The organism is Mesorhizobium sp. RIZ17, from assembly GCF_051127865.1.
Lineage (GTDB): Bacteria > Pseudomonadota > Alphaproteobacteria > Rhizobiales > Rhizobiaceae > Mesorhizobium > Mesorhizobium humile.
Genome location: NZ_CP147861.1, coordinates 6,029,264 through 6,044,355, shown reverse-complemented (window position 1 = coordinate 6,044,355; position 15,092 = coordinate 6,029,264). Strand labels below are relative to the sequence as shown.

16 protein-coding genes and 1 tRNA gene are annotated in these 15,092 nt (G+C 63.9%); 6 read left to right on the top strand and 11 right to left on the bottom strand.

Features of this window, described 5'->3' with window-relative positions; all coding sequences use genetic code 11:
• Window positions 1-219: 219 nt before the first annotated feature.
• Together WDX12_RS29465 and WDX12_RS29460 are read left to right on the top strand one after the other, a co-directional pair.
• On the top strand, window positions 220-2,025 hold the full coding sequence (locus WDX12_RS29465; RefSeq protein WP_434722957.1) for an ABC transporter ATP-binding protein: 1,806 nt from the start codon (window positions 220-222) through the stop codon (window positions 2,023-2,025).
• Window positions 2,026-2,336: 311 nt separating this feature from the next.
• The gene (locus WDX12_RS29460) at window positions 2,337-3,485 is read left to right on the top strand and encodes a hypothetical protein (protein ID WP_434725728.1); all 1,149 of its coding nucleotides are present in this window, start codon (window positions 2,337-2,339) and stop codon (window positions 3,483-3,485) included.
• A 68-nt stretch (window positions 3,486-3,553) separates the two neighbouring features.
• On the opposite strand, the gene WDX12_RS29455 is transcribed toward WDX12_RS29460, so the two are convergent.
• The 4 genes from WDX12_RS29455 to WDX12_RS29440 all read right to left on the bottom strand — a co-directional run bounded on the left by WDX12_RS29455 (window position 3,554) and on the right by WDX12_RS29440 (window position 6,540).
• A complete protein-coding gene (locus WDX12_RS29455) occupies window positions 3,554-4,042 on the bottom strand; it encodes an NUDIX hydrolase (RefSeq protein ID WP_434722956.1) in 489 nt (162 codons plus the stop codon).
• Between the two features lie 197 nt (window positions 4,043-4,239).
• Window positions 4,240-4,740: a xanthine phosphoribosyltransferase gene (gene gpt / locus WDX12_RS29450; RefSeq protein ID WP_095765134.1), complete on the bottom strand. Its 501-nt coding sequence runs from the start codon at window positions 4,738-4,740 to the stop codon at window positions 4,240-4,242.
• Between the two features lie 140 nt (window positions 4,741-4,880).
• Window positions 4,881-5,714: a universal stress protein gene (locus WDX12_RS29445; RefSeq protein WP_434722955.1), complete on the bottom strand. Its 834-nt coding sequence runs from the start codon at window positions 5,712-5,714 to the stop codon at window positions 4,881-4,883.
• Between the two features lie 85 nt (window positions 5,715-5,799).
• A complete protein-coding gene (locus WDX12_RS29440; protein WP_434722954.1) occupies window positions 5,800-6,540 on the bottom strand; it encodes a competence/damage-inducible protein A in 741 nt (246 codons plus the stop codon).
• A gap of 130 nt (window positions 6,541-6,670) precedes the next feature.
• Between WDX12_RS29440 and WDX12_RS29435 the strand changes: the two genes are divergently transcribed.
• Window positions 6,671-7,645: an alpha/beta fold hydrolase gene (locus WDX12_RS29435; protein ID WP_434722953.1), complete on the top strand. Its 975-nt coding sequence runs from the start codon at window positions 6,671-6,673 to the stop codon at window positions 7,643-7,645.
• Window positions 7,646-7,715: 70 nt separating this feature from the next.
• On the opposite strand, the gene WDX12_RS29430 is transcribed toward WDX12_RS29435, so the two are convergent.
• The 3 genes from WDX12_RS29430 to WDX12_RS29420 form a co-directional block, all read right to left on the bottom strand.
• The gene (locus tag WDX12_RS29430) at window positions 7,716-7,955 is read right to left on the bottom strand and encodes a DUF2188 domain-containing protein (protein ID WP_320295930.1); all 240 of its coding nucleotides are present in this window, start codon (window positions 7,953-7,955) and stop codon (window positions 7,716-7,718) included.
• A gap of 25 nt (window positions 7,956-7,980) precedes the next feature.
• Window positions 7,981-8,400: a DUF982 domain-containing protein gene (locus WDX12_RS29425; protein WP_430699253.1), complete on the bottom strand. Its 420-nt coding sequence runs from the start codon at window positions 8,398-8,400 to the stop codon at window positions 7,981-7,983.
• Between the two features lie 125 nt (window positions 8,401-8,525).
• Window positions 8,526-9,629 carry an NADH:flavin oxidoreductase/NADH oxidase gene (locus WDX12_RS29420; RefSeq protein WP_320295929.1) on the bottom strand — a complete coding sequence of 368 codons (1,104 nt, stop codon included), beginning with the start codon at window positions 9,627-9,629 and terminating at the stop codon, window positions 8,526-8,528.
• Window positions 9,630-9,798: 169 nt separating this feature from the next.
• On the opposite strand from WDX12_RS29420, the gene WDX12_RS29415 reads away from it, so the two are divergent.
• The gene (locus WDX12_RS29415; protein ID WP_434722952.1) at window positions 9,799-10,377 is read left to right on the top strand and encodes an NUDIX domain-containing protein; all 579 of its coding nucleotides are present in this window, start codon (window positions 9,799-9,801) and stop codon (window positions 10,375-10,377) included.
• 135 nt (window positions 10,378-10,512) lie between these two features.
• Here WDX12_RS29415 and WDX12_RS29410 read toward each other — a convergent pair.
• Window positions 10,513-10,598, bottom strand: a tRNA-Leu gene (locus tag WDX12_RS29410).
• A gap of 190 nt (window positions 10,599-10,788) precedes the next feature.
• Between WDX12_RS29410 and WDX12_RS29405 the strand changes: the two genes are divergently transcribed.
• Entirely contained in the window at window positions 10,789-11,016 is a 228-nt protein-coding gene (locus WDX12_RS29405; RefSeq protein WP_320295927.1) for a hypothetical protein, read from the top strand.
• Between the two features lie 244 nt (window positions 11,017-11,260).
• Here WDX12_RS29405 and WDX12_RS29400 read toward each other — a convergent pair whose 3' ends face one another.
• The 3 genes from WDX12_RS29400 to WDX12_RS29390 form a co-directional block, all read right to left on the bottom strand.
• Window positions 11,261-11,926: an outer membrane protein gene (locus tag WDX12_RS29400; protein WP_434722951.1), complete on the bottom strand. Its 666-nt coding sequence runs from the start codon at window positions 11,924-11,926 to the stop codon at window positions 11,261-11,263.
• A gap of 91 nt (window positions 11,927-12,017) precedes the next feature.
• Window positions 12,018-12,227 (bottom strand): hypothetical protein, encoded by a 210-nt coding sequence (locus WDX12_RS29395; RefSeq protein ID WP_434722950.1) that lies wholly within the window; start codon window positions 12,225-12,227, stop codon window positions 12,018-12,020.
• A gap of 58 nt (window positions 12,228-12,285) precedes the next feature.
• Complete coding sequence (locus WDX12_RS29390) at window positions 12,286-13,137, bottom strand: alpha/beta fold hydrolase (RefSeq protein WP_434722949.1); 852 nt, start codon at window positions 13,135-13,137, stop codon at window positions 12,286-12,288.
• 137 nt (window positions 13,138-13,274) lie between these two features.
• On the opposite strand from WDX12_RS29390, the gene ade reads away from it, so the two are divergent.
• Complete coding sequence (gene ade / locus WDX12_RS29385) at window positions 13,275-15,092, top strand: adenine deaminase (RefSeq protein WP_434722948.1); 1,818 nt, start codon at window positions 13,275-13,277, stop codon at window positions 15,090-15,092.

Sequence of the window (15,092 nt, the reverse complement as noted above, 5' to 3'; positions counted from 1 at the left end):
GACATCGTTATGCGAGGCCGCGAAGCCTAGGTCGGCGCCGGCGCTCTGAGTTTCTCGGAGAGCCAGACGCAGGACAGGCATTTGCCGCTGCCGGTCGCCGCCTCAGGGCAGGCGGCCTACCATACTGAACCTCCCGTTCTCTGGAGCGCCGCAGGCGCGGACGCGGGTTTTCCAATTTGATTTTACCGGGACCGGGCTCGTTTGCGCCCGGATGACATCATGGCTCGTTTCAAGATCGACCTGCGCGCGAGCGCCTTTCGCAGCGTGCTTGGCTTTACATTCGGCCACTGGCGCCACCAGCCGTGGCGGCTTTCGCTCATCATGGGCGCCTTCCTGCTGTCGACGCTAGCCGACGTGCTGACACCTTTTTACTCTGGCCGCCTCGTCGATGCGGTCGCCAACGGCGCCGGAACCGATGAGGTTGCCTGGAACGCGGCAATGACGGCGTTCTCGATGCTGATGGCGTTGGCGCTAGCCGGGATCGTGCTGCGCAATGTCGCCTTCCTGTGGATCGTCGAGCTGACGCTGAAGATGATGTCGGACATCGCCGCCGATGCCTTCCATCGGGTGCAGCGTTTCTCGACGGACTGGCACGCCAACAGCTTCGCCGGATCGACGGTGCGCAAGATAACGCGCGGCATGTGGGCGCTGGACCTGCTCAACGACACGATCCTGATCGCGCTTTTGCCGTCGGTCGTCATGCTTGTCGGATCGACGCTGCTGCTCGGCTGGTTCTGGCCGCTGATGGGGGCCGTCGTGGCCGCCGGCTCGGTGCTGTTCATCGCTGTCACGGCGATGCTGTCGCTCGGCTATGTCGCGCCCGCCGCGCGGCTCGCCAACAGCTGGGACACGCGCCTCGGAGGCTCGCTGGCCGACGCGGTGAGCTGCAATGCCGTCGTCAAAGGGTTCGGCGCGGAGGCTCGCGAGGAAGCGCGGCTGGCGCGCGTCGTCGCTAAATGGCGCCTGCGCACTGGCCGCACCTGGATGCGCGGCACCGCCAACGGCACCACGCAAGGGGCGCTGCTGCTCCTGATGCGGGCTGCGGTGATCGGTCTTGCCCTCCTATTGTGGGCCTGGGGCCAGGCGAGCGCCGGCGATGTCGCCTTTGTGCTGACCTCGTTCTTCGTGCTGCAGGGCTATCTGCGCGACATCGGCACGCATATCCGCAACCTGCAGCGCTCGATCAACGACATGGAGGAACTGGTCGACTTCCAGTCCGAGCCGCTCGGCATCGAGGATCGGCCCGGCGCTCAGCCGATCCGGATCACCGATGGGCATATCGCGTTCGACAAGGTGACGTTCCACTACGGCAATCACCTTCTGCCGCTCTACCGCGATTTCTCGGTCGATATCGAGGCCGGCGAGCGCATCGGACTGGTCGGGCATTCGGGCTCGGGCAAGACGACCTTCGTCAAGCTGATCCAGCGGCTCTATGACGTGAACGCCGGGCGGATCCTGATCGACGGGCAGGACATCGCGCAGGTCGAGCAGGCCTCGCTGCGCGGCCAGATCGCCATCGTCCAGCAGGAGCCGATCCTGTTCCACCGCTCGCTTGCCGAGAACATCGCCTATGCCAGGCCCGGCGCCAGCCAGGCCGAGATCGAGCACGCGGCCAAGCTTGCCAGCGCGCATGACTTCATCACCAGCCTGCCCAAGGGCTATGGAACCCTGGTCGGCGAGCGTGGCGTGAAACTGTCGGGCGGCGAGCGCCAGCGCGTGGCGATCGCCCGCGCCTTCCTGGCCGACGCGCGCATTCTGATCCTGGACGAGGCAACGTCGAGCCTCGATTCGGAATCGGAAGTGCTGATCCAGAAGGCGATGGAGCGGCTGATGGTCGGGCGCACGACCCTTGTCATCGCGCACCGGCTCTCGACGGTGCGGGCGCTCGACCGGCTGCTGGTCTTCGATCGCGGGCGTATCGCCGAGGAGGGTTCGCATGACGAGCTGATCCGGCTGAACGGCGGCATCTACCGGCGGCTGTTCGAGCGTCAGGCGCTCGAGTTGACCAAGGGCCTCGTTGCCTGAGGAAAGGATGGCGCCCGGCTCCGGCCGGCCGCAGTCAGGGCATGGTCTTCGGAGCGACCCAGGCCTGCCATTTCGACGTTTGCAACCGCCTTCGCGTTATGCGGATAGGTCTGCGTAATCTGCTATTCAATTTTCTTTCTATACATTGAATATTTTAGTATTTGTTCTATTAAATTTGATCGTCGCCCACTTTTTGAAGCAACGTTCGTTGTATATTTACAGAAAAGCAAATCGGATATGGTAGGCGATGGCCTCCAGGATTTCTCGTTTCTGTAGGAATGCCGGTTGAACGGAGATTTTCGTTGGGACGCATGACCGGCCCGGGAAAGATGGCTGCGCCGTCGGCGCTGGAAACCCAGCATGGCTCGGTTCGGCCTCTAGCCGTCGAGGACCTCGAGCACGTCGCCGCGCTCTTCCTGAGGAAGTTTCGCCATCGTCGCCACCTGCGCGATCGCGCGATCGCGCAGACGGCGGACTATATGAGGAAGCTCTACCTTGACGGGGATGAGAGCAAGGCTCTTGTCCAGATCAACCCGCAGGGCCGCCTGGGTGGCTTCATGGGTGTTCTGAAAGCCCGCTACGAGCTCAACGGAACGGCATTGAACGCGGCCATCATCGGTCCCTTCATGACCGATTCCAGCACCGATCACGGTTGGGCCGGGCCGCAATTGCTGCGCACCCTGCATCAAGGCGAATTTGATCTCTACCTGACCGATTCCGCCAATCGGACATCCTTGGCCTTCGCGCGTCCGATGAAGTATCAGCTCCTGCCGGTGCACTGCCTGGAATGGACCTGCGTTTTCCGACCCGGCGCCATGGCCGCCGCCATGCTGCGCCGCAAATGGCCGGGGCTGCCTCGCCTGGCTCTCGACCCTGGCGCGAAAGCCTTTGACGCTCTTGCAAGAAAAAGGTTCGAGCCATCGTCCCAGCATTCATCCCAACGGATCCACCGCGAGCCGATCGACGCGGCCCGATTTGCGCAGCAACTGCCTGTCCTCATGACCGATTACTCGCTGCGGCCGAGTTGGCGGGACGGCGAGTTGCCGCGGCTGCTCGCGCTGGCGGCCGAGAAGCGGGCCGACGGTCCACTTCGATTCGGCGGAACTTACGACGAAACGGGCAAGATGCTGGGCTGCTATGCCTTTTATGGCCAAGCCGGCGGCATAGCGAACCTGCTGCAGATCCAGGCGTCTGGATCCCTCTGGGGCGCGACGCTGGACGCCCTCATCGCGGCGGCGCGGGATATGGGTTGTGCGGGCATTACCGGGCAGACCCAGAGCACGGTCATGCCGCAACTCTTCAACTACAACGGTCTCTTCTTCCGCTATGCCGGGGGCACGATGGTGCGTTCACGCATCGCCGAGGTCAGGGAAGCGGTCCGCGCGGGCGACATCTTCATCGGCGGGTTGATGGGCGATCGCTGGACCCGGCTCAGTTCCGACGATTTCGGCCGCGTCTGACGATCATCCGATATGACGCGGACCAAGGGCTGCGGCGAAGTCGCCGAGCTTACTGGAATTGCTTTGAATCAGGCGAATTTGTGCGGCGCGGCGCAGAAGTCGGCAATGATCTGGCAAAGATCGGGTTCGTTGACCATCCGGACGGCTTCGTTCGGGCCAACCCATTTGCGCGTTCGTGCGCGCTTTTCCTTCCAGCGATCCGCGACACGGTCGACATGCAGCGGAAAGACCAGCACCTCGCAAGGCACTTCCTCGCCGGAGGCGAGGACCTTGGCATAGAAATAGCGGCCGGCCTCAAGATGCGAGACGGAGCCGCGCAATCCGGCTTCCTCGCCTGCTTCGCGAGCGGCCGCCTTACAAAGCGGTTCCCTGGCTTCCGGCCACCCCTTGGGCAGCACCCAGCGGCCGGTGTCGCGGCTGGTGATCAGCATGATCTCGACGCCGTTGTCGCCCTCGCGCCAAGGCAAGGCGGCAACCTGCAGGCGACAAGGCGCGACGCCGAAGAGCCGCCTGACCCTTTCAGCCATCTGATTGTGCGTCGTCGGCCTCGTCAACATGGTAAGAAGCTGCCCCAGCCTCCAGAATCGTTTGCCACCTTACGAATCTTACGGCGAATTATGGACTTTAAAAGTAAAAAACTTCACTCCGCCGGAAAACCCCACCAGAAAAAGTCGATCTCGCAAGTAGTCGTGCCCTTCAGATCGGCTGCGCGACCAAGGTTCAAGGCAGATTCTCTGGAAGATATGATGGCCGTTCAGCCGGCGTGATCGTCCGCGATCGGCTTCTGGTAAGTGAAGCCCATGTCCCAGGGAAAGTAGATCCAGGTGTCCTGGCTGACTTCGGTGACGAACGTGTCGACCAGCGGGCGGCCCTTCGGCTTGGCATAGACCGTCGCGAAGTGCGCCTTCGGCATCATGGCGCGCACAATGCCCGCCGTCTTGCCGGTATCGGTCAAATCGTCGATGATCAGCACGCCGGCTCCATCATCGGCAAGCAGTGGAGGCGAAATCTCCTTCAGGACCTGCAACTGACCCTGGCTGGTGTAATCATGGTAGGAGGCGACGCACACCGTCTCGATGACGCGGATGCCGAGTTCGCGCGCGATGATGGCGGCGGGCACCAGGCCGCCGCGCGTGATGCAGACGATCGCTTTCCATTGTCCCTTGTTGGCGCCGGACAGCCGCCAGGAAAGCGCGCGGGCGTCGCGATGGAACTGGTCCCAGGAGACGGGAAAGGCTTTTTCGGGAAGGGACATGGTTCGCGCACTCCGCAAGGCGCGCCGTCGGCGCGCAGAAAACACTGGAATGCAGGCGGAATTAGCCGGAAAGCGCCAGGCTTGGCAAGGGCAGGGACCGGCGATGGCTGTGGACTTAAGCTGCGCCGCGCCAAAATGAATCAGCGCGACAGGAAAGCCGCCACGTTCGTGGTGCGCAGCACCGTGCGGGTGACGCCGCCAAACAGAAGCTGGCGCAGCCAGGAATGGCTGTAGGCGCCGAGCACCAGAAGATCGGCGCCGGATTCGACGATCCTGGCCTGAATCATGTCGTCGACCGAAGCGCCGCCGGATTTCTGCACGCAGACGCTGACATTGGCGCCGTGGCGGGACAACGCCGCGGCGATCTCGGCGCCGGCGGCTTCCGGAGATTCATCCAGCGTCTCGGGCGGATCGATGACGAGAATGTCCGTCTTGTCGGCCTCGGCGATGAAGGGCAGGGCATCGAACGCGGCGCGCGCCGCTTCCTTGCTGCCGTTCCAGGCAAGCAGCACACGTCTGAAGGTGGTGACCAGCGGTCCGCCATGCGGCACGACCAGCACCGGCCGGCCGGCATCGTAGACCAGCGTGTCGACGTCGGCGCTCGGGTCGCCGCCGGTGTCACGCTGCGCGGCGATGATCAGATCGGCGGCGCGCACGCTCGATATGCCGGTCAGCGCGCTGTCGCCGGAGAAGCTTTCCAAGCTTCGCCATTCGAAGGACAGGCCGGATTCCTCGATCCGCTGCAGGAAATAGGCCTGCAATTTGTCGGCGCGTTCCTTGTTCATCTCGGCCGAGACCTGCAGGAATTCGGTATCCGGGAAGCCGGTGGCCGACGTGTAGGGCACCGGAAGCGCCTCGGCGTGGATGCCGACGAGATGGCTCTCGAACTTGTCGGCAAGCGGAAGGGCGCAATCGAGGACGCGCTCGGCGTCCTGTTCGTTCTGCAAGATGGCGACGATTGTCTTGAAGCGCATGACCGGTCCCTCAATTGTTGCCCTGCGCATCCGCGCGGCAAAGGGAACGCCTCAGCGCGTTGACTGGTTCCAGCCGAACCGCCTGTCAGCCCGCCTCGGTGAACCCCGCCACCATCGCCTCGACGTCCTTGCGGGCGGCCTCGAGGGCTTCCTCGCTGCGGGTCCGGACGACGAGCTCGGTCCAGAACTTGCCGTCGCCATATTTGGGGTACGAGCCGATGATGGTGTCGGGATGCGCTTTCTGGATATCGGCCAGCGGCCCGCCGATCAGGCCTTCGCCGAACGGGCAATGCACGGTGGCCGACAGCATTTTGGTGCCGGCCTTGAGCGTCGGCACGACATTGTCGAGCATAGCCTGAAAGATCGACGGCACGCCGGCCATCACATGGACGTTGCCGATGCGGAAGCCCGGCGCGACGGAGACGGGATTGTCGATGAGGTCGGCGCCGCGCGGCATGCGCGCCATGCGCTTGCGCGCTCCGGTGAATTCGATGCCGCGCCCGGCATAGCTTGCTTCGAGCAGCGCGTAGGCCTTGGCGTCGTATTCGCAAGGCACGCCGAAGGCCTTGGCGATGGAGTCGGCGGTGATGTCGTCATGCGTGGGGCCGATGCCGCCGGTGGTGAAGACATAGGTATAGCGGGCGCGCACGGCATTCACCGCCGCGACGATCTCGTCCTCCTCGTCGGGGACGATGCGCACTTCCTTCAGGTCGATGCCGATCGCCGTCATGATGTCGGCGAGGTGGCCGATATTCTTGTCCTTGGTGCGGCCGGAGAGGATCTCGTCGCCGATGACGAGCATGGCGGCGGTGACGATTTCAGGCATGACGGGCTCCGGCGCAAAAGGTCGCCTGAGATAACGCGGCCGGCGGCCGGCCGCAATGCGAAAGCAGGATAGCCGCTTGTGGCGGCGGCCGTTGCGGATATGGTGCGGTCGGTCGGCCTGAGGTGAAAGCGTGCTGATATCGGTTGTCTCGTGGCTGCTTGCCGGCTTGCTCGTTGCGGTGGCCATCGTCGTGCTTGCCCTGATGATTGCGACCTGGCGCATCGCGGCAAAGGCCGAAAGACTGGTGCCGGCTTGCGGGAAATTCGTCGAGATCGACGGCAACCGCATCCACTATGTGGAAGAGGGCGACGGCAGGCCGATCGTCTTCGTGCACGGGCTCGGCGCCCAGCTCCACCATTTCCGCCACACGCTGTTCGGCCGCTTCGGCGCCGGCTACCGGCTGATCGCGCTCGACCGGCCGGGCTCGGGCTATTCGGTTCAGGCAAGCGGCGCCACCGGACGGCTGCCCGAACAGGCGGATGTCGTGCGGCGCTTCATCGAGGAATTGCGCCTGGAGCGGCCCTTGGTTGTCGGCCATTCGCTCGGCGGGGCCATCGCGCTCGCGCTGGCGACCGGGCATCCGACAGCGATTTCCGGTATTGCGCTGGTTTCGCCGCTGACGCATCTGGAAGCGACGGGGCGTCAGGGATTTGACCTGCTCTATGTTCCGTCACGGCTGCTGCGCCGTGTCCTGGCCCATACGGTGGCGATACCGCTCAGCCTTCGTTACGCGCAGCCGACGCTGCGTTTCATTTTCGCGCCGCAAGCGGTTCCGGCGGATTACATGATCAGCGGCGGCGGCTGGCTCGGGTTGCGTCCGCCCCACTATTTCGCCACGTCCACCGATGTCGTGGCCGTCGAACGGGACCTTGGCCAAATCGAAAAGCGTTACCGCGAAATAACGATGCCGGCAGGCATTCTGTTCGGCACCGGCGACCAGGTGATCGGCGAGGCCGTGCATGGCGAACCGATGCTGGACAAGATCGAGGGCCTCGACTTTGAACGGATCGAAGGTCTCGGCCACATGCCGCAATTTGCGGAGCCCGAACGGGTCGTCGCCTTTGTCCAACGGATCGCTGCGCGCGCCTTCGCCGGCGTGAATTGATTTCAGCCGACGGTCGCGGCAGCCGGCATGAAGCTTCAAGGCTTTGCCGGTCGCGGGGCGGTTCCAATTCCTAGTCGGAGACCTCGGTCTGCGGGCGGTCGCGGCCGTCGGCAAGTTCGTCATGCCACTTGCCTTCGGCATCCTCGTACTGGATGCCATCGGTGGCGCCGGCGACCTGTTGCTCGGACGAGGCAATCTCGGCGGCGCGCAGCGCCTCCTGGTGGGTGCGGAAAGTCTCGGAAAACGTCGAGCCGACCTTGTAGGCCCAGCCGCCATCATGCTCGACGATCTTGTAAGTCAGCTTCGCCATGGAATCCTCCGGTTAAGACGCATGCTCAATGCAGCTTGCCGTCGGGCAGCCTGTCTTCGGGAACCAGAACTTCCGATTCCCTGGCCGCCTCGACGAGGGCGCGACGCGCGTCCGCTGTCGAACGATAACCTTCTAGGGCTTTGAGGCAAGTGTCGAGAGCATCACGATGCCGATCGCCGCGATTGAGCGGCCAAACTGTCATCAGGCACTCGGCGGCCTCGCGGGTGCTGCTTATCTGGCGGTATTTGCCGACATGGCCGAGCTCGACCACCACCGGCTTTTCAAAGGGTTTGTTGTCCATCATGGCCGCAACGTAGAGCGGCCAAATTGGTTGCAGTTGTGGCGAGGATCCTGCGCCCAAACGTCTCAGGACCCCGCTGATTTCCGGTCTGTTTTGACGCAATTCCGGACGGCAGGCTACGGCGAAGTCGCCGAGCCTAACCATGTCACACCTTTCCTGGAATTGCTCTAGACCGTGATGGCGTTTCGTTGAATCGCCATCACGATCTAACCCTTTGTCGGAGCATGATCTTTCTCCGAAAACCGGTGCCCACCTTTCGGGATCATGCTCTAGCCGGCGGCCTTCATCCAATGCCGCATCGTCGTCACTGAACGCGCCAGCTGCGGCGCCGGATGGATTTCCTCGCCGAAGGCCGCCGCCGCGCGCCAGCCCCAGCGCGGGTCGGCGAGGAAGGCGCGCGCCAGCGCCACCATGTCGGCACGACCGTCGGCGACGATCGCCTCGGCCTGGCTCGGGTCGTCGATCAATCCCACGGCGCGCGTCGGGATGCCGGCACCCTTGCGCACGGCTTCCGCCAGATGCACCTGGTAGCCGGGGCCGGGCGGCACCTGCTGCAGGGGCGAATTGCCGCCGCTGGAGCAGCACAGATAGGCGACGCCTTCGGCCTTCAGCGCCTTGGCCACCTCGATCGCGTCCTCGACGTCGAAACCGCCGTCGACCCATTCCTTCACCGAAAGGCGCGCCCCCAGCATTATGGACGGGGCGGCCTTCCTCACCGCCCTTGCGATTTCGAGGGCGAAGCGCATGCGGTTTTCCAGCGACCCGCCCCAGCGGTCGGTGCGCTGGTTGGAGAGCGGCGAAAGGAACTGGAAGATCAGATAGCCATGCGCGGCGTGCAGCTCGGCAAAGTCGAAGCCGGCGCGTTCGGCGCGCACGGCCGACTGCGCAAAACGCGCAATAAGCTCAAGGATCTCGTCATCTTCCAGCGCATGCGGCACATTCCAGCCCGTGTCATAGGCGACGGCCGAGGCCGAAACCGTCTGCCAGGGATCTTCGCCAGGCTGCAGCGGACCGCCGCCCTCCCAAGGTTTGCGGTTGGAGGCCTTGCGGCCGGCATGGGCAAGCTGGACGCCGAATTTCGTGCCGGGCGCGGCGACGCGCCGGGCGGCGTCGAGCGTACGCCTGGCGGCCGCCTCGTTGTCGTCGGAATAGAGCCCGAGACAGCCATGCGAGATGCGTCCGCGCCGCTCGACATCGGTCATCTCGACGGTAACCATGCCGGCGCCCGACATTGCCAGGTTCATCCAATGATACAGATGCCAGTCGCTGGCCGAGCCGTCCTCGGCCGAATACTGGCACATGGGGGCGACCGCGATGCGGTTGGGGAAGGTGAGGCCGCCGAGGGTGATCGGCTGGAAAAGCGATGACGTCATGAAACGGGCTCCTGGGAAGATACCGCTATCTAGGCAGTCGTGGCGCGTCGCGCCAGACACGAGCCGGTGAAACTCCTGCTGGACCAGTCGGTTTCCCAGGCAGTCGTTTTCGAGGATTGCGCCGGTCGGCTTTCGTCGTTACCCCTTTGCCGCCAACACGGAGGTCGTCATGGAAGATCGCATTCGCATCCGTTCGGAGGAGGTCCTTTCGGACGACTGGGCGGTGCTGAAGAAGACAGTGCTCGACTATCGCCGCCGCGACGGACGATGGGAGACGCAGACCCGCCAGACCTACGATCGCGGCGACGGCGCGGTGATCCTGCCCTTCGATCCTGAGCGCCGGACCGTGCTCCTGGTGCGTCAATTCCGCTTCCCGGCTTACGCCGTGGGCCACCGCGAGCCGCTGATCGAGGCCTGCGCCGGGCTGCTCGACGAAAACGATCCCGAAACCGCCATTCGCAAGGAAGCGGAAGAGGAACTGGGCTACCGCCTCCAAGGCGTCGAGCGGCTGTTCGCGCCGTTCATGAGTCCGGGCAGCGTGACCGAACGGCTCTGGTTCTTCACCGCGTGCTATTCGCCGGCCGACCGCATTTCCGACGGCGGCGGCGCGCCGGAGGAGGGCGAGGACATTGAGGTTCTGGAAATGCCGTTGGACGAGGCGCTGGCCGGTATCGCCGACGGCCGCATCGTCGATGCCAAGACGATCATCCTGATTCAGCACCTGAAGCTCAATCCGATGAAGGTTTGAGACGACGAGGGCGCGGGTTGCGGCGGGCTATCTCAAGTCCTGACGGCATTGCGCGGATGCGAGCGAGCGGTTCACCGATTTACGGAAATGGCGAGACGCTGCAGCCCGCCACCCGAAGCTCACAGAGCGAAGGGGTGGTGCGGACGACGGGAATCGAACCCGTACGATCAGAGATCGAGGGATTTTAAGTCCCTTGCGTCTACCAATTCCGCCACGTCCGCAGGCGTGCCCTTTTCAGACGCCTGATATGAGCCGTCAAGCCATGTTTCGGATCGGTTGGACTTTGTATGGCCGCTGTCCTGATCCTTCGCCGAGCAATGTAATATTAGCGATATTTAAAATACTAGGCACTCCAAACCGATCTCATTAGCGTTTGTGTGCGAGTATCTGGTTGGCTTTGATGGTGGAACCATGCGCGGGGCAGGTTGGATCAAGGGGCTGCGGGAGGCCGAGGCGCAGCAACTGCGCAACGAGATCGGTCGGCTCGAACGCGGCCTGATCGAGGCCGCCAATTCGAAGGCCAAATGGAACCTGCATGAAGTCGCGCACGCGCTGCGCTGGCAAAAGGCGCGGCTTCGACGGCTGGAGGAATGCCTCGAGGCGATGCCCGAGGGAAAGAAGGTTTCGCTCGGCTCCTGACCGACCGGCCGCAACCTTTCGGCGAAGCATATCGGCCAAGTTCGTCCATAGGGTGGCAAAGTGGCGCGATCGCGGAATTACGGTCTGCCGCGGGAACGCTCATGTTTGCACGCGGCGGATCGATCCGCCGTGGCCGGCGTCTATCAGGCCCCTACCCATTCCCCCGCCCCCTGCGGGCGCCGGCCACCTGAATTTTCAAGACATGAGGCGGTAGGCCTTGCGCATCGACAGGGCGCCGCAAGCCTCAGAATTTATAGCTGAAATTCACGCCCAGCGTTTGCAGCTTCACGTCCTGGTCGCGCTCGGTGAAAGTGTCCGAAGCGTCGAAATGCTCCTTGCCGAAATCGTAGTAGCGGTATTGCGCGCCGACGACGACATTGTTGGTCAAGGCATAGTCGACGCCGGCGCCGAGCGTCCAACCGGTGCTCGTGCGCGTTTGGGCAAAGGCCGAGCCTGCCGCCTGCGAGGTCTCGATGCCGGCGAAAGCGACGCCGCCTATGCCGTAGACCAGCACGCGATCCATGGCGTAGCCGGCTTTGGCATTGATCGATCCGAACCACTTGATGTCCGTGCCGAACGTGTTTGCCGGACCGGCGTTGGCGGTGCCGTCGATCGAAGCGTGGTTGAGGTCGGCCTCGGCGCCGAGCACGGCCTGGTCAAACTGCCATAGCCCCGCGACATGGCCGCCGACGAAACCACCGTTGATGTCGGGCTTCACCGAAAACGGGCCGCCATCGTCGCCGGTGATTTCGGACCGGCCCCAGCCATAGCCGGCCTGCATGCCGGCATAATAACCGGTCCAGTCGAATCCGGGCGCGGTCATCGGCAGATCGCTACCCAAATCCGCCGCCCGGGCAGACCCGGACAGCAGGGCAAGAAAGCCGGCACTGGCAAGCGTCAGTCGACGCATCGAGCGCTCCGAAATGGCGGTTTCGAAAGACTCCTCGGCGCAGACTAGCCGCAATCGCCGCGAAACGGAATTGTATATCTGCAACAGTGGTTTACGTCATTGGTCGCGCGCGGTCTTCCAGGTCGCGCTGCTTCTGCGCCGGCGAGGCCAGCCTGTTGAAGGCGAATTCGGCGATAATGGAGCCGGCGACAAAGACCAGGATCGGCGCGGCCCACGTCCAAAATGAATGCAGGGCAAAGAACGCCAGGCCGGCAAGAGCCGCCGACAGCACGAAGATCATGAACCTGACGGTCTGAGCCATCTCACGCCGATCCGAGTGGCCAGAGAGCGGGCATGTCGATGACTGCTCAAGACGCTATCTATTTGGCGTCGATGAAATCCAGCGCCGCCTGGCTGTACTCGTCCGGCGCCTGCAGCATGGCGAAGTGGCTTGCATTGGGCAGGATGATCAGCTTCGCGCCAGGGATGACCGAGGCCATGTATTCGGTATGCGCCCGCTTGATCGCCTCGTCATGATCGCCGGCAACGATGGCTGTCGGCGTGGTGATCTTGGCCAACTCCTCCTTTGTCCAGGAGGGCTGGGATTCCCACATGTGGCTGATCTGCGCGACGAAGGCTTCATATTGATCGGGAGTCTTCGACAGTTTCTTGTAGTCGCGGCCGCAGCGGTCGATATAGGCGGCAAAAGTCTTGTTGGTCAGCACGCCTGGGTCGACGCCGTCGGTGGTGACGTTGGCGGCCTGCGCGAACAGTCTCGTCAGACGCTCCGGATGATGAAGCGCGATGTCGATGCCGATGATGCCGCCGTCGCTCCAGCCGACGAGCGCCGTCTTTTCGATTTTGAGATGGTCGAGCAGCGCCAGGTAGTCCGACGCCATGAGATCGTAGCCAAAGGGTTCCTCGGTGCGGGTTGAGCGGCCATGGCCGCGGCTGTCGGCAACGATGACCTGGTGGGCCTTGGAGAGCGTCGCCACCTGGCTTGCCCAGATGTCGGCGTGGCCGAGGCCGCCGTGGATGAGCAGCACCGGGTCGCCCTTGCCGAACACGGCGTAGTACATCTGGATGCCGTTGACCGGCGCATAGCCGCTGTCGTCCGGCTTGGGCATCACAGCCGGCTCCGGCAAGGTCAGCCAGCGCTCTTCGGCGGTGGCGAGAGCGGTCGACGCGACCAACAGGACGATGGTGGCGAACGCTTTCCAGAAACGGATCATCTTCCCCTCCGATGGACGGCTCCGCGGTCAGCATCGCCTTTTGCCTGGAATAGTCAACAAGCGCCGGATGCCCGGCGGACGGCTCTGGCTCCGGGCGCCGACATTTGCCAAACTGGCCTACATAGAGGACTCAGCCAATGACCAACGCCAAGCCGATAAACGCCGCAAAGCCAAAGCCGTGGACGGAGGTGGCGACACATCTGGTCGATGTCGCGATGGGCCGAAAACCCGCGGACCTGGTCATCCGCAACGGTCGCTGGGTGAATGTCCATTCGGGCGAGATCATCCCCGGCACCGATATCGCTGTTGCCGCCGGCCGCTTCGCCTATTGCGGGCCGAATGCCGGCCATGCCATCGGGCAGGGGACGAAGGTCGTCGATGCCGGCGGGCGCTATCTGGTGCCCGGCCTCTGCGACGCGCACATGCATGTCGAGAGCGGCATGGTGACGGTCACGGAGTTCTGCCGCGCGGTCATCCCGCACGGCACCACCTCGATGTTCATCGATCCGCACGAAATCGCCAATGTGCTCGGGCTGCCGGGCGTACGGCTGATGCATGACGAGGCGGTCGCGATGCCGATCAACGTGCATGTGCAGATGCCGTCCTGCGTGCCCTCGGCGCCGGGGCTGGAGCATGCCGGCGCCGAATTGACGGTCGCCGACGTGGCCGAGGCCATGACCTGGGAAAACATCATCGGGCTCGGCGAAGTGATGAATTTCCCGGGGGTCGCCGCCAACAATCCGGTGATGTCGGGCGAGATCGCCGAGACGGTCAAGGCCGGCAAGACGGTCGGCGGGCATTATGCATCGCCCGATCTCGGCCTGCCGTTCCACGGCTATGTCGCGGGCGGGGCGGAGGACGACCATGAAGGCACGCGCGCCGAGGACGCGATCGCGCGCGTGCGCCAGGGGATGAAGGCGATGCTGAGGCTGGGTTCGGCCTGGTACGATGTCGCGGCGCAGATCAAGGCGGTGACCGAAGGCGGGATCGACCCGCGCAACTTCATCCTGTGCACCGATGACAGTCATTCCGGCACGCTTGTGCATGAAGGCCATATGGACCGGGTGGTGCGGCATGCGATCGGCCAGGGCCTGAAGCCGGTGACGGCGATCCAGATGGCGACGCTCAACACCGCGCAGCATTTCAGGTTGGAACGCGAGATCGGCTCCATCGCGCCTGGACGGCTGGCGGATCTGCTGATCGTTTCGGACCTTGCCCAGATGACCATAGACGAGGTCTATGCCCGCGGCGTCCGGCTGGCGAAGGCCGGCAGGCTCGAGATCGACATTCCCGCCTATGACTATCCGCAATCGGCGAAGAACACGGTCAAGCTCGGCAAGACGCTCGCGGCGAAGGATTTTGACATTTCCGCGCCGCAAGGCGCCAACGAGGTGCGCGCGCGGGTGATCGGCGTGATCGAGAACCAGGCGCCGACGCGGGCGCTGGAGGCCGATCTCGCCGTCGAGGACGGGCTGGTCGCCATGGATCGGCGCAACGACATCTGCCAGATCGCCCTGGTCGAGCGCCATCGCGGCACGGGCGGCGTCACCAACGCCTTCGTCTCCGGCTTCGGCTATGTGGAGGACTGCGCGATGGCGTCCAGCGTGGCGCATGACGCGCACCACATCATCGTCGTCGGCACCAACAAGGAAGACATGGCCCTGGCCGTCAACCGGCTGAGCGAGGTCGGCGGCGGCGTGGTGCTCTATTCCAAGGGCAAGGAACTGGCGCTGGTCGAGATGCCGATCGCCGGCCTGATGTCCGACGAACGCGCCGAGATCGTCGCGGCGAAGGCCGAGCAACTGACCGAGGCCATGCGCAAGGTCGGCTGCTCGCTCAACAACGCCTACATGCAGCACTCGCTGCTGGCGTTGGTGGTCATTCCGGAGCTCAGGATATCGGACGTCGGCCTTGTCGACGTGACGACGTTCCAGAAAGTGGATCTTTTTATCTGA